Raw genomic sequence first — 26,074 nt, forward strand, 5'->3', positions numbered from 1 at the left:
ACACTCTCGCATACCGCGGCCCGGATTTGCACCGGCAAACCCTGTGAGTTCGCAGTTAATCCGGCCGTTTTCCGGGCTCAGCCCACTTTCCGGCGGTAGATGGCGGCCGCGGCCGTGTAAGCCACCGCGAGGATGCCGGCCAGCCAGGCGAGCGCGGTCCAGATTCCGGTGCCCACGGGTTCCTGCGCGAGGAGTGCCCGGAGGGTGTCCACGATCGGAGTCACCGGCTGGTTTTCGGCGAACCAGGCGACCGGGCCGGGCATGGTGGCCGTGGGAACGAACGCCGAACTGATGAATGGCAGGAAGATCAGCGGATAGCTCATGCCGCTGGCGCCGTCCACGGTCTTGGCGGCCAGGCCGGCGACCACTGCCAGCCAGGTCAGCGCCAGGGTGAACAGGACCAGGATTCCGGCGACTTCGAGCCACGCTGCCACGGAGGCTCCACTGCGGAACCCCATGACCAGGGCCACGCCGATCACGATGGCGATGGCTGCGAGGTTGGCGGCCAGGGAGGTGACCACGTGTGCCCACAGGATGCTCGGCCGGGCGATCGGCATGGATCCCAGCCGTTCGACGATCCCGCCCTTGACGTCAAGGAACAACCGGTAGGCGGTGTAGGCCACGCCGGAGGCGACGGTGATCAGGAGGATGCCGGGGAGGAGGTAGTTGACGTAGGAGCCTCCCGAACCGGTGGTGATGGCGCCACCGAATACGTAGACGAACAGCAGCATCATGGCCACGGGTGTCACCGCGGTGGTGATGATGGTGTCCGGGCTGCGGAGGATTTGCCGCAGCGAGCGGCCGGTCAGCACGCCGGTATCGCGCAGGGCGTGGGTGCTCATCAGTGTTCCTTTCGTGTCGCGGAGGCGCTGGTGGGCTGTTCCTGCTGGTCCTCGGGTGCATCCCCCACCAGGGCCAGGAAGACGTCCTCAAGGGAAGGCTGTTTCTCCACGTATTCCACCGTGGCGGCCGGGAGGAGCTGCTTGAGTTCGGCGAGCGTCCCGTTCTGGATGATGGTGCCCCGGTGCAGGATGGCGATGCGGTCTGCGAGTTGTTCTGCCTCCTCGAGGTACTGGGTGGTGAGCAGCACGGTGGTGCCCTGGCCCGCGAGCTGCCTGATGGTCCGCCACACCTCGATGCGTGCCTGCGGATCAAGCCCCGTGGTGGGTTCGTCGAGGAAGAGGACCGGGGGATCCCCGATCAGGCTCATGGCGATGTCCAGGCGCCGCCGCATGCCGCCCGAGTACGTGGCAGCCCTGCGGTTGGCTGCCTCTTCCAGCCCGAAGCGGGCCAGCAGGCTGCCGGCCACCGTGCCCGGGTTGGGCAGGTGGCGCAGCCGGGCCACCAGCACCAGGTTCTCCCTGCCGCTGAGGACGTCGTCCACCGCGGTGAACTGTCCGGTCAGGCTGATGGAGCCCCGTACATCCTCGGCCTGCGTGCCGACGTCGAAACCGTTCACCGCGGCCGTGCCGGTGTCCGGCTTCAGCAGGGTGGAGAGGATTTTCACCAGCGTGGTCTTGCCCGCGCCGTTGGATCCGAGCAGCGCGAAGATGCTTCCCGGCATCACATCAAAGTCGACGCCCCGCAGCACCTGCAGGTCCTTGAACGACTTTTCGATGCCCTGCACCCGGATGGCTGGTAGCAGGGCCTGGTCTGTGGCCATGGCCGGTCCTTTCCGTTGGGTCGTTTCTCAGGCGTCGCCGGCAGCGGCCTGGTTGATGGTGTCCGTCAGGCGCTTGCGCTCCTTGTTGATCCACTGGCCGTCCGAGTAATTGCTGATGAAGGTTTCTGCGAACTCCACCGGGTCCTCCCCAACGATGTCGCGGACCGGAGTGCCGTCCGCGGCGGCCCCTTCGACCAGGTCCGCCAGGTCCTCCAGCATCTGCATGAGGACGTCGCCCTTGACGATGGCGCCGGCGTAGGTGAAGTAGCGTTCCAAGGCCTCGATGGTGGTCCGGTAGTTGCCGGGCAGCTGTTCCTTGCGGGCCTTGTACTGGCGCCAGCGTTTTTTGTCATCGAAGGAACCGGTGACTTTCTCGAGCCATCCCTGGGTCATGGTCATTCTCCTTTTTCCTGCGGGTGATTGTTGTGGTGGAGTTGCTCGATCCGTTCGGCGAGGAAGCTCCAGGTGCGCCAGAACTCGTCCAGGTAGGCACTGCCGGAAGCGTTCAGCGAGTACACCTTGCGGGGCGGTCCTTTCTCGGACGGGACTTTGGCCACGTCCACCAGGCCGCGTTGTTCGATGCGGACCAGCAGCGCGTACACCGTGCCCTCGACGATGTCCGAGAAGCCCTGCTCACGCAGGCGGGCGGTGATTTCGTAGCCGTAGGCCGGCCGTGCGGCGAGGGTTGCCAGGACAATGCCTTCCAGCGTGCCCTTGAGCATCTCGGTCATTTGCTTGCCCATCGAAATCCTTCGGTACCTAGTGTTGCTGACTACTAGTAGATAGTAACACTGACTAGCGGAAGGGCAAGCCCCTGCAGCAGGTCTTTCTGCCCTATTGGGCGCACCCCGCCAGGCGTTGACTTGATCCATGGGCAGCAGAAGCCCATAGGACGGAAACGGACTGGCGTTCCATCCACACCGGAAAGGAAACTCAGTGAAAAAGTGGTATCGGTGGCAGGACTATGTAGCGGCTGCCGCCGGACTCTTCACCGCGGTGGCGGTCCTGTTCACGCGGCAGGAAAACATGTCCACTACCCTCATGCTCGTCTTCGGCGGGCTCCTGGTGGTCAGCGGCATCATCAACCTGGCAATGCCCGGAACACCGGTCATGGAATACGCCCAGGCTGTCATTGCCGCAGTAGTGATCCTCTCGCCGTGGCTGGGATCTTACACTGGCGCGACGGGCGCAGCGTGGACGTCGTGGATTGCAGGGGCAGTGGCGCTGGTGGTCACCGCGGTGGCCATAAAGCCCAGCACTGACGCCCACCACAATCTGCGCATCTCGCATTAGCGGCATCCGCCATGACTGAAGTGATGCGGTATGAGGTGGGATCCACTTCGGCCCAGGCCGCACCGGAGGCCATGGCGGAGCTGTACCTGCACGGCGGGTGAGGGTGATGGTTGCATTCCTGAACAGGGCCGACGCCGGGCGGCGGCTGGGCAAACGGCTTGCCGGCCTGCGCGGACGGGACGTGGTGGTGCTGGGACTGCCCCGTGGCGGAGTGCCCGTGGCGTTCGAGGTGGCCAAGGCCCTCGAGGCGCCACTGGACGTGATCGTGGTGCGGAAACTGGGGGTCCCCTTCCAGCCTGAAGTGGCCATGGGAGCCATCGGCGAGGGCAACGTCCGGGTCCTGGATCCGCGCACCATGTCCATGGCCCGCGTCTCCCAGGAAGACCTGCAGGAGGTTGAACGGCGGGAGCGGGTGCTTCTTGAAAGCAGGGTGGCACGGTTCCGCCAAGGGCGCCCGCGGCTCGACCTGACCGGACGCACGGCGGTCATCGTGGACGACGGCATCGCCACCGGCTCCACCGCCAAAGCTGCCTGCCAGGTGGCCCGGGAACTCGGCGCAGCAACAGTAATCCTTGCCGTTCCCGTTGCCCCCGCCCGCGCCATCGTGGAGCTGAAGGAACCGGACGACGTCGTCTGCCTGCTCTCGCCCCAGGACTTCCAGGCCGTGGGCTACTACTACCATGACTTCTCGCCCACCGAGGATGGTGAGGTGGTGCAGCTGCTGGACGCCGCGGCCTCCCGGCCTCGCGACGGCGGCGAGGAAAGGGAAGACGGCACCCGGGATGACGAAGTCGAGATCCCGGACGGAAGTGCTGTGTTGCGCGGCAGCCTCCACCTTCCGGCCCGGTGCGACGGTACGGTCCTCTTCGCCCACGGCAGCGGCAGCAGCCGGCACAGCCCCCGCAACCGCTACGTAGCCTCGGTCCTGCACGGGGCAGGGCTGGGCACCTTGCTTCTTGACCTCCTCACGTTGGAAGAGGAAGTCAACCGCGCCAACGTCTTCGACATTGCTCTGCTGGCCCGGCGCCTTTCCGCCGCAACCCATTGGCTGCAAGCGCGGCATGCCGGCTCGGCCGGCCGGATCGGCTACTTCGGAGCGAGCACGGGCGCGGGCGCGGCGCTCTGGGCCGCCGGCGAGCCGGGCGCCGGGGTTGCCGCCGTGGTGTCCCGGGGCGGCCGGCCGGACCTGGCCGGTCCGCGGCTCGACGCCGTTAGAGCCCCCACCCTCCTGATCGTTGGCAGCGCCGACACTCAGGTACTGGCACTGAACCGCCAGGCTATTGCACGCATGCAGGCACCCACACGGCTTGAGATAGTCCCGGGGGCAACCCACCTCTTCGAGGAGCCCGGAACCCTGGCCATGGCCGCCAACCTTGCCGCCGAGTGGTTCCGGCACTACCTCCTGCTGACACCGGTGGGGCGGTCCATGCCGGAGGCAAGGGAATGACCCTGCCGTGCTTGTCCGGTTTAGGGGCCTTGTTGAAGGAAGCCAACGCCCCGGTCATGGTCAGCGGGGGAACAACCGGACAGCCAGGTTGCGGGCGGTAAGTCCGGCACGGGTGGCCGGGACCAGCAGCGCCGCTCCCAGGCGATACCCGCGCTGCCGGGCGGCGACCACCTTTCGGTGGCGGGACTCGTACCGGCGCAACGCGGTTGTGGGGTCTTCCGGCGCCGCGCCCAGCGCTTCAGCAAGGGTTTGAGCGCCGATCATGGCGAGGCTGGATCCGTCGCCGAAGAGGGAGACGCAGGAGGCCGCGTCCCCCAGCAGGGTCACCCGCCCTTTGGACCATCGCGGCAGGCTGACCTGGCTAATGGCATCGAAGTACATGTCCTCCGCGTCACGCACCTGGCCGGTCAGGTCTGGCAGTTCAGGCACCGGCCACCTGTACCGCGTATAGGCCTGAAGGACGATCCTGCGCTGGACCCGGGGGTCGCGGTACTCCGGGCCAGGACTTTTCGGACCCCGGAAGATGAACCCGGCACCGGCAGTTCCGCGGACGGGGTGGATGGTCAGCGACAAGCCCGGCTGATTGTACATAACCACTGTTGAGGGGTGGGCTGCGGGCTGCCCGAGCGACAGGGTGGCGATGTACAGGCCGAGCGGGTGGACGAAACGGGCCTCGGGGCCGAACGCCAGGTTCCGCACAGTGGAGTGCAGGCCGTCGGCGCCCACTACAAGGTCAAACCGGCGCGGTGCTGCATGCTCGAAGGTCACGTCCGCGCCCGCATCATCCGCCTTCAGGCCGGTCACAGACTCACCGAAAAGGAACTCGGTGGAGTCCCCAGCCGCCTTGCAGAGGATATCCGCAAGGTCGGCGCGCGGGATCTCAACGTCGTCGCCCCGCGGCCGACCCAGCCGCAGCGGCCCGGTACTGCGCCCGCTGGGCGCCACGAATGTCAGGCCGGGTGCGTGGGTTGCGGCTTCCTGCAGCCGCGGCAGGATGCCCATTTGGCGTGCCACCTCGGTAGCGGCGCCGTGGACGTCAACCGGATTGCCGCTGGAACGCAGTCCCCGGGCGCGTTCCACCACTGTTGGCCGGAACCCGCGGCGGCCCAGCCAAAACCCGAGCGTGGGTCCGGCGATTCCCGCCCCGCAGATCAGTACTGTTGGCTGCCGCACAGGCCCAGCGTAGTCCACTGGCTATGGCCCTACGCGCTCCCTCGGCGGGGTGTGGGCCCCAGCCGGTGCGTGGTCGTTCCCGCGCATCCGGACGGCGACCACAACACCGGACGCTGCGGTGAGCAGCGCGACGGCGGCGATGGCCGCGGGGATGCCGTAAAGGTCCGCGAGTACTCCTGACAGCAGGGCACCCACGGCGAATCCGCCGTCGCGCCACAGCCGGTACACGCCCACCGAGCGGGCCCGCCAGGCCGGGTGGGCGACGTCGCCGATGGCGGCCAGCAGGGTGGGGTAGACCATGGCGGTCCCGAGGCCCAGCACGACGGCGGCGGCGAGCCAGGGTGCGAAGCTGTGCGCTGATGCAATGGTCGCCAGGGCGACGGCCTGGACCAGCATGCCGCCCGCAATGAACCATTTTCGGCCCCATTTGTCGGAAGCGGCGCCGGTGACCAGCTGCGCGGCGCCCCAGGCGGCGGGGTACGCGGCGGCCAGGATGCCGATCTGGCCCAGGTTCAGCCCGGAGCCGGCGAACAGCACGGGGAAGAGCCCCCAGGCCAGGCCGTCATTGAGGTTGTTGACCAGGCCGGCCTGGCTGGCTGCGGACAGTGACCTGTCCTTGAAGCTGGTGAGGGTGAACACCTGGCCGGTGGTGAGGCCGGCGTGGGCGCTGCCCTGCGCACTGACATGCTGCGAGGCCTCGGTCCTGGCATGGTGGTGGGTCTCCTTCACCGCCAGGACCGTCAGGCCCAGGCCGAGGGCGATGTACGCGGCCCCCAACAGGAAGGGTGCCGGGCGGAGGCCGTAGGCCGTGGCGAGGTAGCCGGTGGCCAGGGCCGTGACGGCGACGCCCAGGTAGCCGGCTGCCTCGTTGAAGCCCATGGCCAGGCCACGCTGCTTGGGGCCCACCAGGTCCATTTTCATGATCACGGCGGTGGACCAGGTGAGGCCCTGGCTGACGCCCAGCAGCACGTTGGCTGCCACGATCCAGCCCCACGACGGGCCGAAGATGAGCATCAGCGGGACAGGCACTGCTGCCAGCCAGCCGGCGATGAGGACCGGTTTCCGGCCGTACCGGTCCGAGAGTGTGCCGGCGAAGTAGTTCATGGCGGCCTTGGACAGGCCGAAGGCGAGGATGTAGGTCAGTGCGCCCGTGTACAGGTCAAGGTGGAATTCCTGTGCGGCGAGCAGGGGAAGGACCGTGCGCTCCTGGCCGAGGGTGCCACCCACCAGCGCGTTCACGGTCACCAGCAGCATGAACTGGGCCAGGTTCTGCCGGAGGCCCAGCACCGCTGCGGGGGATCCGCCGGTGCCGCGGAGGGTGTTGCCCTGCATGGTGGCTCCGTTCTGATGGGGCAAAAGGTGGCCCGGACGCGCGGGGGACGCGTCCGGGCCGGGCCCGGGCAGGAGGGGGGTCCTGCCCGGGCGTCTTGGGGTGGTTTAGCCGCGGTTAGGCTGCGGGGACGCTGTTCCGCCAGGAGTTCCAGGCGGCGTAGCTGCCGTCGAGTTCGACGACGTCGTACCCGGCACGGCGCAGGGCGCTGGCGGCTACGGAGTTCCGTACCCCGGACTGGCAGTAGGACACGATGGTTCCGCCGGAGGGGAGTTCATCCAGGTGCCACATGACGCGGCCGCCGCTGAGCTGGTACGAGCCCGGGACGTGCCCGGCCTTGTGTTCGGTCTTGTTGCGGACGTCCAGGACCATGGCGGCGTCGAACTTCTCGAGCTCCTCGGGCTGGATCAGCTTCGGCGTGAAGGTGGGCAGCCCGTCGATGCTGGTGAGGTAGCCGGCCACGTTGTCGATGCCCACGCGGACCAGGTGGTCCCACATGTCCTGGGCCTGGTCCTGGCTGTTGGCCAGGAGTACCAGCGGGTTCTTGTCCGTTTCCGGGTTGACTACCCAGGCGCCGTAGCTGGCTACTGATTTTCCGGCCGGGACGTTCAGGGACCGGGCCACGGTGCCTTGGTGGACTTCGGCGTTGGAGCGGGTGTCGATGAAGGTCAGGGTGTCATCCGCCAGGCCCTTGGCGACATCGGCGGTGTCCAGCTCCTGCAGCGGGGCAAGCTCGCCCATGACGGCCGGCCCGACGCGGTTTTCGCGCTTCATCCGGCCGAAGTAGGCGTGCGCGTCGGGCTGGCCGTCGAGGAGTTCGTCGATGAAGCCCTGCTCGTCGTTGGCGGCGAGGTAGGGGCCCCACCAGGCGTAAAGGCGTTCGTACCCAACTGTTGAGGACGGGATGGCGCCCAGGGCCTTGCCGCAGGCACTGCCGGCGCCGTGGGCGGGGTGGACCTGGACGTAGTCCGGCAGGGTGAGGAACTTGTGGCGCAGGCTGGCGAAGAGCTGCTTGGCGCCCTCGAAGCGGGTGTCGATCCCGCCGGCTGCCTCGTCCAGCAGGTCCGGCCGGCCCAGGTCGCCGGAGAAGACGAAGTCTCCGGAGAGCAGGTAGCCGGGCTTGTCGCTGAACGCACCGTCGGTGACCAGGAAGGACAGATGCTCCGGAGTGTGGCCGGGGGTGTGGACGGCTTTGATGCTGATGTTGCCCAGGGTGATGGTGTCGCCGTCGTAAAGGCGTTCGCCGTCGAATTCGTACTGCCAGTCCGGTCCGCCCTCCCCGGAAACGTAGATCTTGGCGCCGGTGGCGGCGGCCAGTTCGCGGGTGCCGGAGAGGTAGTCGGCGTGGATGTGGGTCTCGGTGACGGCCACGATTTTCATGCCGTTCCTGGCGGCAAGGTCCTGGTAGACGGCGATGTCCCGGCGGCCGTCCACCACGATTGCCTCGCCCTTGGCCTGGCAGCCGATCAGGTAGCTGGCCTGGGCCAGGTCTTCGTCGTATATGCGTTCAAGCAGCATCTGGTGCTCCTTCGAATGGGAAAGATATGAAATCCTGGTACCAATTTTAGATACCAGGGGGGGTATACAGCAACTGGAGATATCCCCCGGAATGTCAGGTGGTGGGGAGTCCGGCACGGGTCCAGGCGGTCATGCCGCCGGCCATGGTGTCCGCCGAGTAGCCTGCGCCGTTGAGGGCGTCGGCGACGGCGGCGCTGCGGTTGCCGCTGCGGCAGACCGCGATGACGGGGACAGCCGGGTCGAGCTCGCCCAGGCGTGCCTGCAGCTGGCCCATGGGGATGTGCAGGGCCCCGGGGATCATGCCTTCGGCGACTTCGAAGTCCTCGCGGACGTCGAGGATCCGGGCGGCGTTGCGGCGCTGGTCGGTTTCGGTGATGGTGATTTCAGCCATGGTGGGTCTCCTTCGAAATGGTGTGTGGCTGGTTCAGAGGGGCCCGTTCAGTGGACGGGTTCGCCGGCCTGGCGCCAAGCGGCCATGCCGCCGCGCACCGAGTAGGCGTCGTAGCCCTTGGCGGCCAGGAGCCGGGCGGCGGAGGCGGACCGTACGCCGGAGGCGCAGATGGCGATCACGGGGCGGGTTTGTTGGATGCCGGCGGTGCTGGCCTGCAGCCGGTCCAGGGGAACATGCTTGGCTTGCGGTGCCCGGCCGGTGCGCCATTCCTGGGCCGACCTGACGTCGATGAGCGCGGCACCGGAACCCAGGAGCTCCTTGGCTTGCGTTACGGAGATTGTCTTGTAGGGCTTGCTGAAGGCTTTCTTGAGCGAATCGATCAGTCCCATGGTGTTCTCCTTCGGGCTAAGGGGGTTTGGGGGGTGTCAGGCGGTGGCGGTGCCGGCGGTGACCCACGCCGCGACGGCGAAGATCAGGACCGCGAACGAGATGCGGATGTGCTTGTCCTTCAGGTGGCGCGCGAACCGCGCGGCGACCAGTGATCCCAGGATGGCCGGGACGGCGAACGCCAGGGTGGTGGCCCAGTGGAGCGTGTATCCGGCGGCGTGGGCGCTGAATCCGGCGGCGGAGTTGATCACGATGATCGCCAGCGAGGTTCCGACAGCCTGCTTCATCCGCAGGCCCAGGAAGATGGTCAGTGCGGGGGTTATGAGGAAGCCGCCGCCCACGCCGAGAAGTCCGGTGAGGAACCCGACGAGCAATCCAACACCGACGGCCTTGGGTGCGCAGGACCGGAAGGCCCGGTTGGGCCCCGTGCTGCAGGTTCCTTCGCTTTCGCGGGGTTTGCTGAGCATCCGGATGCCCGCGGCCACCATGATGACGGCAAACGCCAGCATCAGGATGTTGGGATCCAGGAGTTTGCCGACGGCGGCGCCGGCCCAGGCCGCCGGGATGCCGGCGGCCCCGACCAGGGCGATGACGGGCCAGTTCAGGCCCTCCCGGATCCGGGGGAGCAGGGCTGCCAGTGACGATATGCCCACCACCAGCAGCGACGTCGGGATGGCCTGGGCGGGGCTCATGCCCACCCCGTACACCAGTGCGGGAACGGCGATGATGGAGCCGCCGCCGCCCACGACGCCCAGGACGATTCCGACGACGAGCCCCAGACCCAGGGCCGGGATCATGCCGCGGCGTCCTCTTCAGTCGCCTGAACGGGAAGCTGCAGGATGGCACTTTCGCGGGTGGGCTCCGTGGCGGCCTTGTTCCAGGGCATGGCCGAGAGGGCCTTGCCCATGGCGCAGGTGTTGGTGGCGGCGGAGAAGGTCAGGCCGGTGCCGATCACTCCGGCCAGCGTGCGGATTTTGGGGGAGACGAACTTGCCGCCCACCAGTCCCAGCATCACCAGGGAACCCGCGGCCAGGCGGACCTGGCGTTCCATGTCCCAGCGGTCCTTGCCTTTGACCACGTCGCCGCCGGCGGCGGCGAAGCCGGGCACGCCGCCGGTGAGGACATGGGCGGTGTCGAGGCCAACCGCCGCCATCCGCTGGCGCGCCTGCTGGGCACGGACTCCGGACTGGCAGACCAGGACCACGCGTGAGCCCAGCCGGGCGGCGAGGTCGCCGGTGTGCTCGGAGAGGAGGGGGAGTGGCACGTTGTAGGAGCCGCGGATGTGCATGGACTCGAATTCAGGGGCGGAACGCACGTCGATCACCATCAGGTCCTGGTGCGCGTTGAACCAGGACTGCAGGGTCTCGGGGGCGAGTGCAGTAACAGCGGTTGCTGTGGAAGGGGATGTCATGGGGGCCTCTCAAACGGGGGAGGGTGGATACCCCACCGAGTATTACAGATACCCCTGGGGGTAGTCAAAACACCCGTGGGGGTATATGCTTGGTGGCAGCACCCCACCGATGGAGAACCCCCTTATGGAACTGAACCCAACCGAACTCACGCCTGTGATCAACCGCCTCAAGCGCGCCCAGGGCCAGCTCGCCGCGGTCACCCGGATGCTCGAGGAAGGCCGGGACTGCAAGGACGTCGTCACCCAGCTGGCGGCCGTCTCCAAAGCCCTTGACCGCGCCGGCTTCGCCATCATCGCCACCGGCCTTGAGCAGTGCATCACCCAAAAAGACGAAACCATGGACCGGAAAGAGCTGGAGAAGCTGTTCCTGTCCCTCGCCTGACCCGTCCGCCGGACACTTTCGGGCAACTTCGAGGAGCACCATGACCTACACGCTGGCCACCACCGTCGCCCTTCCCTGGGCCGAAGCGCTGGAACGCACCCGCGAGGCCCTTGCAGCGCAGGGCTTTGGAATCCTGACGGAAATCAACATCCGCTCCACCTTCGAAGCCAAGCTCGGCACCGAGGCCGCGGACGCCGTCGGGGACTATGTCATCCTTGGCGCCTGCAACCCATCCCTTGCCAGCCGCGCCCTCGCCGCCGAGCCGCAGATGGGCGCCCTGCTGCCGTGCAATGTGGTGGTGCGCCGCAAAGCCGGTGCCCAAGAGACCACAGTTGAGGCGATCGACCCTCAGGCCATGGTCCAGCTCAGCGACGCGCCTGCAGTCAAGGACGTGGCGGACGACGCCGGGACGCGGCTCCGGAATGCCCTCGCCAGCCTAGGCGGCGCAGCAGGATAGCCGCGCAGCTCAGGGAGTGATCGGTCCGGCGCCGGCCTTGGCTGCGCGGGATTCCAGGAGCACTGCACGGTGACGACGCTCCAGCTGGACCACGTCCCGCCCGAAGGAAAACGCCAGCAGTGCCAGGGCCGCAACCGGAATGGACACCGCGGCCCCCGCCGGGATGCCGGGAATCAGCGGCATGAGCAGCGCGAACGGCTGGAACGCCCCGATTGCCTTCCGGGACTGACGTGGCGGCAGTGACCCGCGGAGGTGGGGCCGGAAGCGTCCGGCGGCCACGAAAACGTAGTACATGCCCCCAATCGCCAGCACCCACGGCCCCACCCGCGCAGCGGCCGCGACGGATAACGCAAGGACCAGCCCGGCGTCGGTGGCCGCATCAAACCGCGCCCCCACCGTGGAGGACAGCCCGGTCCGCCGTGCTACCGCCCCGTCCACCCCGTCCAGCGCGAAGGCCAGCCCGCCCAGGACCGGAATCAGCAAGTCCGCCCGCGGCCCCGTGAACAGTTGGGGGACCGCCAGCGCGGCACAGAGGGCGGCGAGGACGGCGCGCAGCAGCGTCAGGCGGTCGGCCGGAGTGGAGAACCTGGGTGCCCGCCGCAGCACGGACGCGGCCGCCGCGCCCGTGACCAGCGCACCCGCGCCCAGGCCTGCCAGTTGCAGGGGAAATCCGGGGGCTGACAAGGACGACAGCCACAGCGCCAACAAACCGTAGGCGGCCAGGGCGGCCAGTGCGTCGGGGACGGCACGCCCGGCCGCACCGCGAGGCCCTGCCGCCTCCGCCCGCACACTGACGACGGCGGCCGACCCGGGCCACCGGCGTGCCGCGGAATCCGGACGGGGAATCACGTGCCGGGACGCGTCGCGCGGCGCTTCACGACGCCGGAGCGCCGCTTCCCGGACGCCAGCGCCAGTCCCCCGGCGGCCAGGAGGGCCCCGGCTCCCTCGGCGACGGCGCTGAGGGTCTTCGAGAAGAACCAGACGGGATCGTACATGGCGGGGATCGGTCCGATGGCCGGGATATCAACGTACCGGTACAGCATCACGGCCGCGAAGGCGCTCAGTGCCACCAGCAGGGCCACGGCATAAGCTGCCCGGCTGCCGCGGAGCAGGACAAAGATTCCGGCCACAAGCGCCGCCGCGGCCTCCAGCAGGAACAGGGTGCCCTGGCTGACGGTGCCCGGCTGGGCGTTCTGGTAGCCCGGGGCCAGGAACAGGTGTACGCCGGCATCGATGAACAACGCAAGGGCGGTAAATAGTCTTAGTGCCACGCTTATGTATACGCCCGAAGTTCCCTTCCGGTTCACCCGGCCCCCTTATAAATGCGGGTTCGATGCGGAATATTTAGGATCATCCGCAACCTTGCGCCCATAGCGGGCAGCGAAGCCTGCGGCCCTACGAGCAAGGAGAATGACCATGACCCTTCCCCAGCAACTCACCCCGGGAACCTGGACCCTGGACATGTCCCACAGCGAGATCGGCTTCAGCGTCCGGCACGCCGGGATCAGCAAGGTCCGTGGCCGCTTCACCGATGCCCAGGCCGAAGCCCGGGTGGGGGAGTCCCTGGCCGAATCCACCGTGCACGCCACCGTGGCCACGGCCAGCTTCGACTCCGGAGACGCCAACCGTGATGCGCATGTCCGGGGTGAGGACTTCTTCGACGTCGAGAAGTTTCCCGAGATGACGTTCCGCGGAACCGCCATCGAAGGTGACGGCGAGGAATACACCCTGACCGGCGACCTGACCATCAAGGGTGTCACCAAGCCCGTGGAGCTCGAGGTGGAGTTCACCGGTGTTGCCGTGGATCCTTTCGGCGCCACCCGGGCCGGCTTCTCCGCCGAAGCCGAGATAAGCCGGAAGGAATTCGGCCTCACCTGGAATGCCGCCCTCGAGGCCGGCGGCCTGCTGGTCAGCGACAAGGTGAAGATCAACCTCGAAGCCGCACTCGTGAAGCAGGGCTGATACAGGGACCTACCCGACGGTGCCTGGCCAAGCCGGCGGCTTGGCCAGGCCCATGGCCTCGTCAGGCGTCGGACTCCGCGCTCCGGAGACGCCGCCGCACCAGCACAGCCCCGACGGCCAAGCCAATGACCAGGACGGCGGCGGCCCCGCCGGCAATGATCACGCCTGCCTGTGGCCCGCCGGAAGCGGCGGCAGCAGCAGCTGCGGACGGCGCCGCACTGGAGTTTCCGGCGCCGGCCGTGAACGTGAAGGTTCCTTCTATGGGGTGGCCATCGGAGGAAGCCACCCGCCAGATCACCGTGTATTTGCCCGCCGGTGCGCCGGCCTTAACCGCCTGGGTGACATGGTTGTCGACAATCGTGACGGCGCCGTCGGCCTGGTCCGTGCCGGTCTCATCCTGAACTTGGATCACCGAGCCGATGCCCATCGGCGTGCGGTCGAACGTCAGTCCTATCTGGCTGGGAACCGCCGGAACGGACGATCCATTCGCAGGATCACTGGATTCGAGCACATCGTGCGCCTGTGCGGGCACAGCCAGGACAACCGAACATGCCGCCACGGCCAGGATCAGCAGGCAGCGCCGGAACCAGCGGAGCAGATTCGCAAACATCCGGGGCCTGCTACTTGGCTGCCGCGCGGGACCGGCGGCCGGCCAGCACCAGTGCCAGGGCTGCGGCGCCCAGGATAAACCCGGCAGCGCCGAGGACAACGCCCCAGATTGAGGTCACATCGGAGGTGCGCTCGATGGCATCCGAGGCGGCCGGAGCAGTTGAGGCGGCAGCCGAGGCCGGGGTGGTGTGCGCCGCGGTGCCGTCCTCGGCTGTGGTGGTGAAGGAGGGGGCCGGGTGCTTGGGCTCGGGCTGCCCGTCAGCACTGCGCTCGTTCCAGTTCACCACCGTCCCGTCGCTGTAACCCTGGGCGGCCTCCAGCACCACCGTGGTCCCCTCGGCCGGGAGGCGGCCCACCGAGAGCGAAAACGCCTGGTACTGGTTCTGCCCCAACTGGTGGGCCTCGTCCGCGGTCCAGACCACTGAAGTGGGTGCCTTGGTGACCGTGGCGCCGGCCACCGTTACCGGCTTGGGCAGGTCACTGGTGATGACCTGCGCGGTCCAGCCCTCCACCGGTTTGACCGAGACGGAGGTGAAGGGTGTGTCGGTGGGCAGCTTGACCTCAAGCTTGTTCGTCTTGGCGGTGGGGGACTCGTTGGGGACGTTGAAGGTCAGGTGCGAGTAGCCGTTGGCGCCGGTGTCGTCCGGGTCCACGGAGACATGGGCTGACGCGGCGGCGGCGCCTGCGGCGAGCATTCCGGCGGCCGCGGTGATGGCGGCGAAGGCTTTGGCGGTGTGGCGGATTGAGGTGTTCATGATCTCGCTTTCACAAGGTATGGGTGCGCCAGGGCGGCCCGCGGCTGCGGCCGGGCGCGAGGGCATGGCTGACCGGGGCGCGCGCAATGGCAGCGGTCCAAGGGCATCGCCTTGGGCCCGGGGCAGCATGGTGGGTTCAGGTGCCGCTCAGGAGGCGGCAGGGCGCGGCGGACCGCGGAGTGCGGGAAGCCGGAGGACGTCGGCGCGCAGCACCACAACAACGCGTCGCGGAGCGGGAAGCTGGGGCCAGTCGGGAAGGAACGCCGCCGTCAGGATACGGATCAGCGGCCGCAGCCAGGCCGCGAGGGCCCAGGCGGCCGCTTCGCCGCGGGCCAGCACCAGGGCGGTGGACACGGTGGCCGCGGCGTGCAGGACCAGCATCAGCGTGTCCGGCGCGTGCAGGTGATCCGGGGCCGCGGCCACTGCTGCCGCGGCAAGCGGTTCACCCGGATGGACGTGGGCTCCCGGAGCCGGCGTGAAGCCGGACGAAGCCGACAAGGTGCTGAAGGCCTCGTGGAGGAGCAGCTGGCCGCCGATGAGCAGGCCGGCCATCACGGGGGAGTTGACCCGGATTTTCGCGAGCACCATGACGGGCAGCAGGACCAGGGCAAACAGGCCGGCGACGATGGCCGGCTGGGGCAACACGCCGCGGGCCAGCACGTGGGCTCCCGCGGCGAGGGCGAACATTGCCACCGTGAAGGCAAAGGCGCGGGGGAAGCGGAACGGCGCGCTCATGCCAATCGCCACCCTTCTTCCACTGATTACCCGGTACCACTTTAGGGAAAGCAACACCCTGGCACGTAATCGGCGCCCCGTGCTTCCGGGCCGTGACGGCGCGCAGCCCTACAACGGGTCGGGCCGGACTGTCACGTTGCCCAGCGAACGGATCAACGCGACGGCGGTAATTGACCCTGCTGCCATGATGGACGCCAGCACCACCACCTGGAACCGACCGGCTTCCAGGGGAGAAGCGCCGCCAAAGATGGCGCCCACGAATGCGCCGGGAAGCGTGACCAGGCCGGTGGTCTTGGTTTGGTCCGTGGAGGGGATCAGCGCCGAATGCACCGCCTGCCGGGCCTGGATGAGGGTGGCCTGCCGGGGTGTCGCGCCCAGCGCCAGCCAGCCCTCCACCTGGTCCCACTGCTCCAGGACGGCCTCGACGAAACGGCGGCCCGCCAGCGTGGCGATGGTCATGGAGTTGCCGATCACGATCCCGCCCACGGCCAGGGCGTAGCGCGGCGAAAATTCGATGGCACCCGTGCCGAAGACGATTGCGACCGTCACCAGGATGCCGGCCGCCATGGTTGCGGCCACCACGGCAAACCGCCGCCAGGACCAGCTGAGCCGCCGCGTAGCCGTCACGGACGCCACGGAGAACATCACCAGCAGGGCAAGGCCCACCCATACCGGGCTGGTGATCACCCCTCCCAGGACAAGGCTGATGACCGCCAGCTGCAGCACGCCGCGGAGGATGGCCAGGGCGGGGGAAAGGTACGACGGCGTGCGCGAGCCCCAGAGGATGCCCACCGTGAGTGCCGCCAGGATGGCGATGGCCGCGAGGGTGGGGGCCAGTGCGGCAAGGTCGGGCATCTGCCCAGCTTACTGACCTCGTGGATTCCCCGTGCCAGGCCCGCCCGACGGCCGTCCCGGCGTCGCAATTAATTAAATGCTTGACGCACGAATATAGCCCGTGAATACTTTTGTGTGCCCCAACCTCCCTCCCAAAGGACTGATCGATGATGAACCTGTCCCGCCGCACCCTGCTCACCACAGGCAGCGCCGCCACCCTCGCCTACGCCCTCGGCATGGCCACCTCCGCCCAGGCCTCCACCGCCGTCACCGCACGCCCGGGCGTCCCCGTGACCGCTGCACCACCCCTGCGCCTGGCCAGCCGGAACAGTGTGTTCACGCGGAGCGGTGCCGGCCCCAGGTACTGGAACATCTACGGCTACTCGTTCCCGCACAACGCCCCCATCCCGGAAAGCGAGTGGAAGGCCAACATCGACTGGCTGGCCGGGAACTTTGCCGAATTCGGCTACGACATCGCCTGCACGGACGGCTGGATCGAAGGCTCCAGCCGCACCACTGCCAACGGCTACATCACCAGCTACAACGATTCCTGGCAGAACGACTGGGCTTACTGGGCCACGTACCTGGCCGCGCGAAAGATGAAACTGGGTGTCTACTACAACCCGCTCTGGGTGCACCGGGCCGCCGTCGAAGACGCCTCCAAGACCGTCCTGGGCCGGCCCGACGTCAGGATCGCGGACCTGGTGGTGCCCGGGGACTTCTTCGCCCGGGACATCGGCGGAAACCAGCTGTACTGGCTGGACGTGACCAAGTCCGGCGCCAAGGAATACGTCCAGGGCTACGTGCGCTACTTCAAGGACCTCGGCGTCCCCTACCTGCGAATCGACTTCCTCTCCTGGTACGAGGACGGACGGGACGCGAACATCGGGCAGGTCAACGCCCCGCACGGCCGGGCCAACTACGAACTCGCCCTCTCCTGGATCAACGAGGCCGCCGGCGAGGACATGGAAGTTTCGCTCGTCATGCCGCACATGTTCCAGGACGGTTCCGCGGAACTGGCCAACGGCGACCTGGTGCGGATCAATGCCGACGCCGACAAGGGCGGCTGGGACCGGTTGAGCGGAATGCGCCAGAACTGGCAGGACGCGTGGCCCAACTGGGCCAACCCGTTCTGCGGGTTCACCGGCTGGTCCCACCGCAACGGCAGGGGCCAGCTGATCCTGGACGGCGACTTCATGCGCGCCAGCACCTTTGCCAGCGACGAGGAACGCAAGACCATGATGAACCTGATGGTCGCGGCCGGATCGCCCCTGGCCATCGCTGACACCTACCAGCAAATCGGCAACAACGCCTGGGTGTACACCAACAAGGAAGTGCTCCAGCTCAATGCCGACGGCCTGGTGGGCAAGCCCCTCTACCGGTCCGCCACCCCGTTCTCCAAGGACCCGGGCTCCCGTGACACTGAACGCTGGGCCGGTCAGCTCCCGGACGGTTCGTGGGGCATTGCGCTCTTCAACCGCAGCGACACCGAAACGGTCACCAAGACCATCGACTTCGTAAAGGACCTCGGCCTGGCAACCGGGGGCAACGTCCGGGACCTCTGGGAGCACAGGAACCTGGGCATGGACTCCCGGGCCACGGCCGCGCTGGCCCCGCACGCCTCAGCCATCTTCCGCGTCACGCCGCCGAAGATGCACGGCACCACCCGGTACCCGGCGGCCTTCGCAGCCTGGGGTGGAGGGGCAGGCTTCAACAACAACCACCCGGGATACGACGGCAACGGCTTCGTGGACGGGCTCCAGGCAGGCTCCGGCAGCGCGGACCCGCTGGTCACGTTCGCGGTCCAGGTGCCGCACCGCGGCAGCTACGCCATCCGCTACCGGTATGCCAATGCCACCGGCGATACCAGCACCATGACGGTCACCGCCGAAAAGGCGGACCGTTCCACCGTGGACGGCCCAGTCCACGTCAGCTTCCCGGGACTGGCGTCGTGGGACACCTGGGGCGTGGCCGAGGGCACCATCACGCTCGACGCCGGCCTGAACCTGGTCACCATCGGCAGGGGCGCCACGGACAAGGGAGCCATCAACCTGAACTGGATAGAGTTGGACATGTGAGCACACCGACGCAGGCCTTCGGGGTTCCCGCCCTTCGGGATCCGCACCGGGCAGGGCTGTTTTCCCTGGTTCTTCGGCATGCACCGATCTCGCGGGTGGAGCTTGCCCGGCAGGCATCCCTGGACCCGTCCACCATCGCCCGGACACTCCGGCCGCTGGTGGACCAGGGGTACGTCGTGGAGGCGCCCACCACCCCCAACGGCCGCGGCCGGCCCGAGCGCCTGATCGAAGTCGTAGCCACCAAACACACCGCGGTGGGCATCAAGATCGGTCCCAAGGTCATCTCCGGCGTCGTCACGGACCTGGGCGCGAACGTGCTGGCCCGGGGCGAGGAAGTGGGTGTTCCGCTGGTGCCGGCGGACACCTTCCGGGCCGTCGCCGCGCTGGTGGACCGGCTGCTCGACTCGGTGCCCGGCGCGCGGGAAAAAGCGCTGGGCGTGGGGGTGGCGGTCAGCGGGCACGTGGATCCCGACGCCGGGACATGCCGCTTTTCCCCGCTCCTTGGCTGGCGCGGGGTGGACGTGGCAACACCCCTATCGGAACAGATCGCGCTGCCCGTCACCGTCCACAACGACGTCAACGCCCTGGCCGTGGCCGAGCACCTGTTCGGCGACGGCAGGAACGCCCGCAACTTCGCCGTGGTCACCCTGGGGCCCGGCATCGGCCTGGGCCTCGTGTTCGACGGAAAGGTGTACGGCGGAGCCCAGGGAGCCGCCGGGGAACTGGGCCATATCCCGCTGGTTCCGGACGGCCCGCTGTGCAGCTGCGGCCGGCGGGGCTGCCTGGAAGCGCTCGCCGGGGACGCAGCCATCGCCGCCGCCGCCGGCACCGCGGATGTGGGCGCGGCGATGCAGCTGGCCCGGGACGGCCAGGGCGGGCGGGGAGCCGCCGCCCGGGCAGCCTTCGACGCCGCAGGCGGCTGGATCGGGCGGGGCCTGGCGGTGGTATGCAACCTCGCCGCCCCCGAACTGGTAGTCATCACCGGCGAAGGTTCCGCCGCCTACGACCTGCTGGCCGGCCGGTTGGCGGCGTCCCTTCGGGAGTATGCGCTCGAGGGCGGCGACTTCCTGCCCCGGCTCAAGGTGGCGCCTGCCGACGCCGACCTCTGGGGCAAAGGCGCCGCCTGCCTGGCCATCCAGCGGTCCCTGCGCTGAACCACCGCGGCATTCCACCCTTGCGTGCGCCGGCAACATTGCGGCGAGCGGGTCTTCCTACAGAATCGAGTACAGATTGCCTTCACTGAACGTGCGGGCCGCCCTCCGGCAGCCTCCGCTGGACCGCAGCCTGGCGGAACAATGGATCCGGGCCGTCCTGCTCCTCAACCTGGCGCTGCCCTGCCCTGAGGACGCGGATCCCGTGGACCCGGACCACGCGGGTCCTAGGAACCCGGACCACCGGGGTCCTGACCACGCAAGTAGCGGTGGCGACGGCGGCCGGAGGGACTTCCTGCGCGCGGCTTCTGCGTGGCGGACCGAACTGGAGTCCTTCAACTACGTCCACTGGGAGGACTCCCGGGACGACGCGCTGCTGCATTTCAGCCGGCCGTACGGGTGGCACTGCATTGCCAACTTCGGCCGGTCACCCGTGCCGGTGCCCGAGGGGATCGTTGTGATCAGCAGCGGCGTCCTCCAAGATGGGTACCTGCCGCCCGCCACGACCGTGTGGCTGCTCCGCTGGGTGGAATAGCCTGTACCTGCGGGCGGCCGGCAGCCCGGGGAGTTGGTCCGGGTGGCCGGAGGGGATAAGACTGTGAACATGGCACGGGGAACGCTTCGCATCTTCCTGGGCGCGGCAACGGGAGCCGGCACAACATACTCCATGCTGCGTGAGGCGCACCGCCTTGCGGCGTGCGGCCGGGACGTGGCCGTCGGCGTCGCCGCGGACCGCGGCAGGACCGAGACCGCGCTGCTCCTTGACGGGCTCGACGCCGTTGCCCCGCACCTGGTGCCCGGCGCCGGGGGAGCAGGGGGCGCCGAGTTGGACGTGCCGGCAGTGCTGGCCCGGCGCCCGGAGGTGGCCGTCGTCGACGACTATGCGCACGTCAACGCCCCGGGAAGCCGGAACGGGCGCCGCTGGCAGGACATCGAGGAACTCCTGGCGGCCGGGACGGACGTGCTGACCACCCTTACCGTCCAGCACGTGGCGTCGCTGCGGGACGCCGTCGCGGCCATCACTGATCAGCCAGGCGGTGAAACCGTGCCGGACGCCGTGGTGCGGCGGGCAGAGCACATCGAGCTGGTGGACATTCCGCCGGAGCTGCTGCGCCAGCGCGTCGCCGATGGAAAGGTGGTCGCCAAGGACGCCATAGATGCGGCCCTGGCCAACGGATTCCGCTTGGGCAACCTGATCGCATTGCGCGAAATCGCCCTGATCTGGCTGGCCGACCGCGTGGACGAAGGACTGGCGACCTACCGGAAAAGCCAGGGCATCACCGCCACTTGGCCCGCACGCGAACGGGTGGTGGTTGGCCTGGACGGCGGCCCGGACGGGGAACTGCTCATCCGGCGGGCGTCCCGGATCCTGTCCAGGGTCCACGGCGGCGACCTGCTGGCCGTACACGTTCGGCGGGGGGACGGCGGCACCGCCGAGTCCGGCCACGCACTGGACGCCCAGCAGCGCCTGGTCAGGGACCTCGGCGGAACCTGGCACACGGTCTCGGGGCAGGACGCGGCCCAATCGCTCCTGGAGTTCGCCCGCAGCGTCAATGCAACGCAGATCGTCATCGGCGCCTCGAGCGGAGGGCTGTGGAGCCGGCTGCTTGGCGCCGGAGCCGGCGCCAAAGTAGTGCGGGGCTCCGGCGACATCGACGTGCACATCGTGTCCCGGCCGCAGGGCGGCGCCGGCCTGCCCAGGCCCGCAACCGCAGCACTGGGCCGGACGCGCACCACTGTCGGGTTTGTCCTCGCCGTCGTCCTTCCGGTCCTCCTGACCGCTGCCCTGGCCGCCAGCCCGGACCTTAACCTCGCCACCCACGCACTGGTGCACCTGACCGGGGTCATGGCCGTGGCCTTCATTGGCGGGCTGTGGCCGGCCGTGCTCGCGGCGGTCCTGGATTCGCTGCTGCTGAACTTCTTCGAGACTGACCCGGTGGGAACATTCAACATCAAGGACCCGCAAAACGTGTTCGCCCTGGCGGTGTTCCTGGCGGCGGCGGTGGCGGTCTCCCTGGTGGTCGGCCTGTCCGCCCGGCGGGCCCGGGAAGCTGCCCGGGCCCGCGCCGAGGCAGCCACCCTGGCGGACCTGGCCCGCGACGCGTTGCTTGCCGATGACACCGTGGCCGCGTTCATGGACAAGGTCCGGGAAACGTTCCAGGTCCGCTCGGCGGGGCTGTTCACCGTTGCCGGTGACGGCACCGGTGCCTGGGAGCTCCAGGCCTTCTCGGGTGCCCTGCCGCCGCCCGCTCCGGACGCCGCGGCCTTGACGGACAGCGTGGAACTGGCTGATGACCGGACGGCGCTGGTCCTCTCGGGGCGCACCCTGACCGCCGGGGACCGCCTCCTCCTCTCCGCCCACGGCGCCCACATCCTGCTGCTGCGCCAGCGCCAGGCCCTGCAGCGCAGGCTGCAAAGCACCACCAAACTGGCGGAGGGCAACAGCGTCCGCACGTCCATCCTGCGGGCCGTCAGCCACGACCTGCGCACCCCGCTGGCCGGGATCAAACTCGCCGTCACCGCCCTGCGCCGCCAAAGCCGCAGGCTGCCCGAGGAGGTGCAGGCCGAGATGCTCGCCACGATCGAGTCCTACACCGAGCGCCTGGACGCCCTGATCTCCAACCTCCTGGACATGTCCCGCATTTCCAGCGGTTCGGCGGCCCCGCTGACAGCACCGGTCACGTGGCGCGATGCGATCGAGGACGCGCTGCGGGGCCTCCCGGCGGACAGGATCCGGATTGACCTTGCCCCCGGCACGCCCGCCGTGGACGCCGACCTTGGCATGCTGGAACGGGTCATCGCCAACATCGTGGAGAACGCGCTCAAGTACGCGCCGGAGTCGGACGTCGTGATCGTGGGCGTTTCGGCCGGGCCCAGGCGGACGGACGACGACGGCGGCCGGTTCGGCGAGCTGCGCATCGTCGATCACGGGCAGGGTGTGCCCGCTGCCGCGGCCGCCGCGATGTTCCAGCCGTTCCAGCGGCTTGACGACGCCCCGGAAGGGCTGGGCATCGGGCTTGGCCTGGCCGTCGCGAAGGGCTTCACGGAAGCCATGGGCGGCCAGCTGGTGGCCGAACCGACCCCCGGCGGCGGACTGACAATGATCATCAGGTTGCCGCTCTCCGCTGGCTCCGCATCCCCGGACCGCCGACGGCCGGCAGGGAGCAGCACGTCATGAGGACCATCCTGATCGTCGATGACGAACCCCAGCTCCTGCGCGCCCTCCAGGTGAACCTGGAAGCGGAAGGCTACCGGGTGCTCACAGCGCTGGACGGTACATCCGCCCTGCACCACGCGGAGGGCGGCCATCCGGATGTGATGGTGCTGGACCTTGGCCTGCCGGACATCAACGGCGTGGACGTGATCACCCGGATCCGCCGCACCAGCAGCATGCCCATCATCGTGCTCTCCGCCCGGCACGGGTCCGTGGACAAGGTCCGGGCCCTCGACGCCGGCGCAGACGACTATGTGACCAAGCCGTTCGGGCTGGACGAGCTCCTGGCCCGGCTGCGCGCAGCCGGGCGCCGGAGCGGCACCCCGGAAGCGGTGGACAACGGTCCGGCCATCGACGTGGGGGATTTCGAGGTGGACCTGGCCAACCGGAAGGTGACCCGTGCCGGAGACCCGGTCCGGCTCACGCCCCGCGAATGGGCCATCCTGGAACTGCTGGCACGGAACCCCGGACGGCTGATCACGCAGCAGCAGATGCTCCGGAAGGTCTGGGGCCCCGGCTACGAGAACGAAACCCACTACCTGCGCGTCTACATGGGCCAACTGCGCCGCAAACTGGAGACGGACCCGGCCCGGCCGCGGCACCTGCTCACCGAGGCCGGTATGGGCTACCGCTTCGAACCCTGACGTGCCCCAAAAAGCCGCCCGCCGGCGTCGTACATCACGCGTAAAGGAATCATTAAGAAAACCCCTTTTCCCACGTCAGCCATTTTTGCCGGTGCTAGCTTCGCAGTGATCGTGTTGCACAGGGCAGCGCGGAAAGGCAGACATGACCACGTTGAGCAGGCCCCCGGCGGATCCTTCCGCGCTCCACCCACGCGGCAGGAAGGCGCTCAAGGACTGGCTGCTGTTCGGGCTGCAGGACAGCAAGGGTACCCATCAAGGCCCCGGCGGTGTGCCGACGCAGCACGAAAAGAAGCACTCGTGGTGGCAGGTCATGTGCCTGACGGGCGTGGACTACTTCTCCACCCTGGGGTACCAGCCGGCCATCGCCGCACTGGCCGCCGGGGTCATCTCCCCGCTGGCCACGCTGGTGCTGGTGGCGGTGACCCTGCTGGGGGCGCTGCCGGTCTACCGGCGCGTGGCCGGGGAAAGCCCCCGCGGTGAAGGCTCCATTGCCATGCTGGAGCGGCTGCTGCCCCGCTGGGGAGGCAAGCTCCTGGTGCTGGTCCTGCTCGGGTTCGCCGCCACCGACTTCATGATCACCATGACCCTCTCGGCAGCGGACGCCACCGCGCACCTGATCGGCAACCCGGTCGCCCCCGGGTGGCTGCAGAACCAGAACGTGCCTGTCACGCTTGTCCTGCTGGCGCTGCTGGCGGCCGTGTTCCTGCGGGGATTCAAGGAAGCGATCGGCGTCGCCGTCGTCCTGGTGGTCCTGTACCTGGGCCTGAACGCCGTGGTGGTGGTTGCCACCCTCATGCAGGTGGTCTCCCACCCCGTGGCCATGGGGGACTGGTGGACCAACCTGTGGGTATCCCACGGCAACCCCCTGATGGCTGTGGCCATCGCGCTGCTGGTGTTCCCCAAACTGGCGCTGGGCCTGTCCGGTTTCGAGACCGGCGTTGCGGTCATGCCGCAGGTCAAGGGCGCAGCGGACGATACCGAAGAAAACCCGGCGGGCCGCATCCGCGGTGCCCGCCGCATGCTCACCACCGCCGCGGTGATCATGAGCGTGTTCCTGCTGACCACCAGCTTCATTACCGTCGTCCTGATTCCGGAGCAGGAATTCCAGCCCGGCGGCCAGGCGAACGGCCGAGCCCTGGCCTTCCTGGCGCACGAATACCTGGGCGTGGGGTTCGGCAGCGTCTACGACATCAGCACCATCGGCATCCTCTGGTTCGCCGGCGCCTCGGCCATGGCCGGCCTGCTGAACCTGGTTCCCCGGTACCTGCCGCGCTACGGCATGGCCCCGGGATGGGCCAAGGCTGTCCGCCCCCTGGTGCTCGTCTTCACCCTGATCGGCTTCGTCATTACCTTCATCTTCAACGCCGACGTCGACGCCCAGGGCGGTGCCTACGCCACCGGCGTCCTGGTGCTGATGACCTCCGCCGCCGTGGCCGTGACATTGTCGGCGCGCCGGCGCGGGCAACGGAACCTCACCTTCGGCTTCGGCACCATCTCCGTAGTGTTCGCGTACACCACGGTGGCCAACATCTTCGAACGGCCCGAAGGCATTCGGATCGCCGCGATCTTCATCCTGGGCATTATCGTGATCTCCCTGCTGTCCAGGGTCCGGCGTTCCTTCGAACTCCACGCAACCCGGGTGCACCTGGACCAGCAGGCCCTGGAATTCATGTCCAGCACCCTGGACGGCCCCATCGCGATCATTGCCCACGAGCCGCTCCGGCTGTCAGCGGAGGCCTACCGGGACAAGCTGGAGTCGGCCATCGAGGTCAGCCACCTCCCGCTGGCAGGCGACGCCCTGTTCCTGGAAGTCATTGTGGACGACTCGTCCGACTTCGAAACCGAACTCCATGTCCGCGGCGTGAACCGCCACGGCTACCACATCCTCGAAGTCCACGGTCCGGTGGTTCCCAACACCATCGCCTCCGTGCTCCTGCACATCAGGGACGTGACCGGGCTCATGCCGCACATCTACTTCCGCTGGACCGAGGGCAACCCCATCACCAACCTGGTGCGGTTCCTGTTCCTGGGCGAGGGCGAGATCGCGCCGGTGACCCGTGAGGTCCTGCGCGAGGCCGTCCCTGATGTCACGCAGCGCCCTTGGGTGCACGTGGGCTGACGGGAGGTTCCGCCGCGGCCCCTTCCGGGTGCTCCGGTGCGGGCCCGGGGTGCTCGTGCAGCGCCACGTGCGCCACCGCGGCCGCAACCCGGGCGGCGTCCCCCAGGGTCAGCGGGATGTTCGCGCGGAAGGCGGCCTCGGCGTCGTCCTCCCACACGCCGGCTGCCAGCACCACCACGTGCACCATGTCGCCGTAGGAGTCGTTGCAGGCAAGGATGTCGCCGGGGACTTTGTGCGGGTGCGAACCCGACGGCGGCCATGGTTGGAAGATGACCCACCACCCCTCGCCGTCCTGGTCGGGGAAGAGATAGCCGGTGGCCGGATGCAGGGCACGCCCGTTCAGGCCGCGGCCGCCGTAGCCCTCCACGGCCCCGGCTGCCGCGGCAAACTTGACCCTGCCGCGGTCCTCCGGCGCATCATCCCACCGCATCTGAGCTCCTCACTTCGGCACCTGCTGGCTATGCCTCCATCAAAGGGCTGCGCGGGCACGGGCGGGGTGGCCGGGGCGATTTTTTGACGGA

At 68.5% G+C, this 26,074-nt stretch carries 29 protein-coding genes; 11 read left to right on the plus strand and 18 right to left on the minus strand.

The window, feature by feature from the left end:
• Positions 1-77: 77 nt before the first annotated feature.
• From AB4Y79_RS00860 to AB4Y79_RS00875, 4 genes are read right to left on the minus strand one after another with little or no spacing between them, the layout of a single operon-like run.
• Positions 78-842: an ABC transporter permease gene (locus tag AB4Y79_RS00860; protein ID WP_441857872.1), complete on the minus strand. Its 765-nt coding sequence runs from the start codon at positions 840-842 to the stop codon at positions 78-80.
• Complete coding sequence (locus AB4Y79_RS00865; protein WP_441857875.1) at positions 842-1,663, minus strand: ABC transporter ATP-binding protein; 822 nt, start codon at positions 1,661-1,663, stop codon at positions 842-844. The genes AB4Y79_RS00860 and AB4Y79_RS00865 overlap by 1 nt, the downstream gene beginning before the upstream one ends.
• 27 nt (positions 1,664-1,690) lie before the next feature.
• Positions 1,691-2,056 carry a DUF1048 domain-containing protein gene (locus AB4Y79_RS00870; RefSeq protein ID WP_441857878.1) on the minus strand — a complete coding sequence of 122 codons (366 nt, stop codon included), beginning with the start codon at positions 2,054-2,056 and terminating at the stop codon, positions 1,691-1,693.
• 2 nt (positions 2,057-2,058) lie between these two features.
• A complete protein-coding gene (locus tag AB4Y79_RS00875) occupies positions 2,059-2,406 on the minus strand; it encodes a PadR family transcriptional regulator (protein ID WP_441857881.1) in 348 nt (115 codons plus the stop codon).
• 193 nt (positions 2,407-2,599) lie between these two features.
• Here AB4Y79_RS00875 and AB4Y79_RS00880 point away from each other — a divergent pair, with 193 nt between their 5' ends.
• On the plus strand, positions 2,600-2,956 hold the full coding sequence (locus tag AB4Y79_RS00880; protein ID WP_308929981.1) for an SPW repeat domain-containing protein: 357 nt from the start codon (positions 2,600-2,602) through the stop codon (positions 2,954-2,956).
• Between the two features lie 106 nt (positions 2,957-3,062).
• The gene (locus tag AB4Y79_RS00885; protein ID WP_441857884.1) at positions 3,063-4,403 is read left to right on the plus strand and encodes a phosphoribosyltransferase family protein; all 1,341 of its coding nucleotides are present in this window, start codon (positions 3,063-3,065) and stop codon (positions 4,401-4,403) included.
• A 60-nt stretch (positions 4,404-4,463) separates the two neighbouring features.
• Here AB4Y79_RS00885 and AB4Y79_RS00890 read toward each other — a convergent pair whose 3' ends face one another.
• The 7 genes from AB4Y79_RS00890 to AB4Y79_RS00920 all read right to left on the minus strand — a co-directional run bounded on the left by AB4Y79_RS00890 (position 4,464) and on the right by AB4Y79_RS00920 (position 10,613).
• Positions 4,464-5,576 (minus strand): FAD-dependent monooxygenase, encoded by a 1,113-nt coding sequence (locus AB4Y79_RS00890; RefSeq protein WP_441857887.1) that lies wholly within the window; start codon positions 5,574-5,576, stop codon positions 4,464-4,466.
• A gap of 21 nt (positions 5,577-5,597) precedes the next feature.
• Positions 5,598-6,908, minus strand: a complete 1,311-nt coding sequence (locus tag AB4Y79_RS00895) for an MFS transporter (protein ID WP_441857890.1) — start codon at positions 6,906-6,908, stop codon at positions 5,598-5,600.
• A 115-nt stretch (positions 6,909-7,023) separates the two neighbouring features.
• Positions 7,024-8,424, minus strand: coding sequence for an MBL fold metallo-hydrolase (locus AB4Y79_RS00900; protein WP_441857893.1), 1,401 nt, complete (start codon positions 8,422-8,424; stop codon positions 7,024-7,026).
• 94 nt (positions 8,425-8,518) lie between these two features.
• Positions 8,519-8,815 carry a rhodanese-like domain-containing protein gene (locus AB4Y79_RS00905; protein ID WP_441857896.1) on the minus strand — a complete coding sequence of 99 codons (297 nt, stop codon included), beginning with the start codon at positions 8,813-8,815 and terminating at the stop codon, positions 8,519-8,521.
• A 47-nt stretch (positions 8,816-8,862) separates the two neighbouring features.
• Positions 8,863-9,204 (minus strand): rhodanese-like domain-containing protein, encoded by a 342-nt coding sequence (locus AB4Y79_RS00910; RefSeq protein ID WP_441857898.1) that lies wholly within the window; start codon positions 9,202-9,204, stop codon positions 8,863-8,865.
• 36 nt (positions 9,205-9,240) lie between these two features.
• A complete protein-coding gene (locus AB4Y79_RS00915; protein ID WP_441857900.1) occupies positions 9,241-9,999 on the minus strand; it encodes a sulfite exporter TauE/SafE family protein in 759 nt (252 codons plus the stop codon).
• The gene (locus tag AB4Y79_RS00920) at positions 9,996-10,613 is read right to left on the minus strand and encodes a rhodanese-like domain-containing protein (protein ID WP_441857902.1); all 618 of its coding nucleotides are present in this window, start codon (positions 10,611-10,613) and stop codon (positions 9,996-9,998) included. Before AB4Y79_RS00920 ends, AB4Y79_RS00915 begins: the two co-directional genes overlap by 4 nt.
• A 124-nt stretch (positions 10,614-10,737) precedes the next feature.
• Between AB4Y79_RS00920 and AB4Y79_RS00925 the strand changes: the two genes are divergently transcribed.
• Both AB4Y79_RS00925 and AB4Y79_RS00930 read left to right on the plus strand, forming a co-directional pair.
• On the plus strand, positions 10,738-10,995 hold the full coding sequence (locus AB4Y79_RS00925; RefSeq protein ID WP_109045264.1) for a metal-sensitive transcriptional regulator: 258 nt from the start codon (positions 10,738-10,740) through the stop codon (positions 10,993-10,995).
• Between the two features lie 40 nt (positions 10,996-11,035).
• Positions 11,036-11,452, plus strand: a complete 417-nt coding sequence (locus AB4Y79_RS00930; RefSeq protein WP_441857906.1) for a DUF302 domain-containing protein — start codon at positions 11,036-11,038, stop codon at positions 11,450-11,452.
• 9 nt (positions 11,453-11,461) lie between these two features.
• On the opposite strand, the gene AB4Y79_RS00935 is transcribed toward AB4Y79_RS00930, so the two are convergent.
• Positions 11,462-12,301 (minus strand): CDP-alcohol phosphatidyltransferase family protein, encoded by an 840-nt coding sequence (locus AB4Y79_RS00935; RefSeq protein WP_441857909.1) that lies wholly within the window; start codon positions 12,299-12,301, stop codon positions 11,462-11,464.
• Positions 12,298-12,723 carry a hypothetical protein gene (locus tag AB4Y79_RS00940; protein WP_441857912.1) on the minus strand — a complete coding sequence of 142 codons (426 nt, stop codon included), beginning with the start codon at positions 12,721-12,723 and terminating at the stop codon, positions 12,298-12,300. The genes AB4Y79_RS00935 and AB4Y79_RS00940 overlap by 4 nt, the downstream gene beginning before the upstream one ends.
• Before the next feature lie 145 nt (positions 12,724-12,868).
• Here AB4Y79_RS00940 and AB4Y79_RS00945 point away from each other — a divergent pair, with 145 nt between their 5' ends.
• Positions 12,869-13,414 (plus strand): YceI family protein, encoded by a 546-nt coding sequence (locus AB4Y79_RS00945; protein ID WP_026264567.1) that lies wholly within the window; start codon positions 12,869-12,871, stop codon positions 13,412-13,414.
• A 61-nt stretch (positions 13,415-13,475) separates the two neighbouring features.
• Here the strand turns inward: AB4Y79_RS00945 and AB4Y79_RS00950 are convergent, their stop codons facing one another.
• From AB4Y79_RS00950 to AB4Y79_RS00965, 4 genes are all read right to left on the minus strand, one after another.
• Complete coding sequence (locus AB4Y79_RS00950) at positions 13,476-14,024, minus strand: copper resistance CopC family protein (RefSeq protein WP_441857915.1); 549 nt, start codon at positions 14,022-14,024, stop codon at positions 13,476-13,478.
• A gap of 10 nt (positions 14,025-14,034) precedes the next feature.
• Positions 14,035-14,778, minus strand: coding sequence for a YcnI family copper-binding membrane protein (locus AB4Y79_RS00955; RefSeq protein WP_441857918.1), 744 nt, complete (start codon positions 14,776-14,778; stop codon positions 14,035-14,037).
• 147 nt (positions 14,779-14,925) lie between these two features.
• Positions 14,926-15,513: a hypothetical protein gene (locus tag AB4Y79_RS00960; RefSeq protein WP_441857921.1), complete on the minus strand. Its 588-nt coding sequence runs from the start codon at positions 15,511-15,513 to the stop codon at positions 14,926-14,928.
• A 108-nt stretch (positions 15,514-15,621) separates the two neighbouring features.
• Positions 15,622-16,368: an ABC transporter permease gene (locus tag AB4Y79_RS00965; protein ID WP_441857923.1), complete on the minus strand. Its 747-nt coding sequence runs from the start codon at positions 16,366-16,368 to the stop codon at positions 15,622-15,624.
• Positions 16,369-16,514: 146 nt separating this feature from the next.
• On the opposite strand from AB4Y79_RS00965, the gene AB4Y79_RS00970 reads away from it, so the two are divergent.
• The 6 genes from AB4Y79_RS00970 (at position 16,515) to AB4Y79_RS00995 (ending at position 25,553) form a co-directional block, all read left to right on the plus strand.
• On the plus strand, positions 16,515-18,425 hold the full coding sequence (locus AB4Y79_RS00970) for a hypothetical protein (RefSeq protein WP_441857926.1): 1,911 nt from the start codon (positions 16,515-16,517) through the stop codon (positions 18,423-18,425).
• Positions 18,422-19,579 carry an ROK family protein gene (locus tag AB4Y79_RS00975; RefSeq protein ID WP_441857929.1) on the plus strand — a complete coding sequence of 386 codons (1,158 nt, stop codon included), beginning with the start codon at positions 18,422-18,424 and terminating at the stop codon, positions 19,577-19,579. Before AB4Y79_RS00970 ends, AB4Y79_RS00975 begins: the two co-directional genes overlap by 4 nt.
• A gap of 76 nt (positions 19,580-19,655) precedes the next feature.
• Positions 19,656-20,111, plus strand: a complete 456-nt coding sequence (locus tag AB4Y79_RS00980; protein WP_441857932.1) for a hypothetical protein — start codon at positions 19,656-19,658, stop codon at positions 20,109-20,111.
• A 69-nt stretch (positions 20,112-20,180) separates the two neighbouring features.
• Entirely contained in the window at positions 20,181-22,754 is a 2,574-nt protein-coding gene (locus AB4Y79_RS00985; RefSeq protein WP_441857935.1) for a DUF4118 domain-containing protein, read from the plus strand.
• Positions 22,751-23,434, plus strand: coding sequence for a response regulator (locus AB4Y79_RS00990; RefSeq protein WP_308930006.1), 684 nt, complete (start codon positions 22,751-22,753; stop codon positions 23,432-23,434). Before AB4Y79_RS00985 ends, AB4Y79_RS00990 begins: the two co-directional genes overlap by 4 nt.
• A 142-nt stretch (positions 23,435-23,576) precedes the next feature.
• The gene (locus tag AB4Y79_RS00995) at positions 23,577-25,553 is read left to right on the plus strand and encodes an amino acid transporter (RefSeq protein ID WP_441857938.1); all 1,977 of its coding nucleotides are present in this window, start codon (positions 23,577-23,579) and stop codon (positions 25,551-25,553) included.
• Here the strand turns inward: AB4Y79_RS00995 and AB4Y79_RS01000 are convergent.
• Entirely contained in the window at positions 25,522-25,983 is a 462-nt protein-coding gene (locus tag AB4Y79_RS01000) for a hypothetical protein (protein WP_441857941.1), read from the minus strand. The genes AB4Y79_RS00995 and AB4Y79_RS01000 overlap by 32 nt on opposite strands.
• Between the last annotated feature and the right edge of the window lie 91 nt (positions 25,984-26,074).

It is taken from the genome of Pseudarthrobacter sp. YAF2, from assembly GCF_052113345.1.
Taxonomy (GTDB): domain Bacteria; phylum Actinomycetota; class Actinomycetes; order Actinomycetales; family Micrococcaceae; genus Arthrobacter.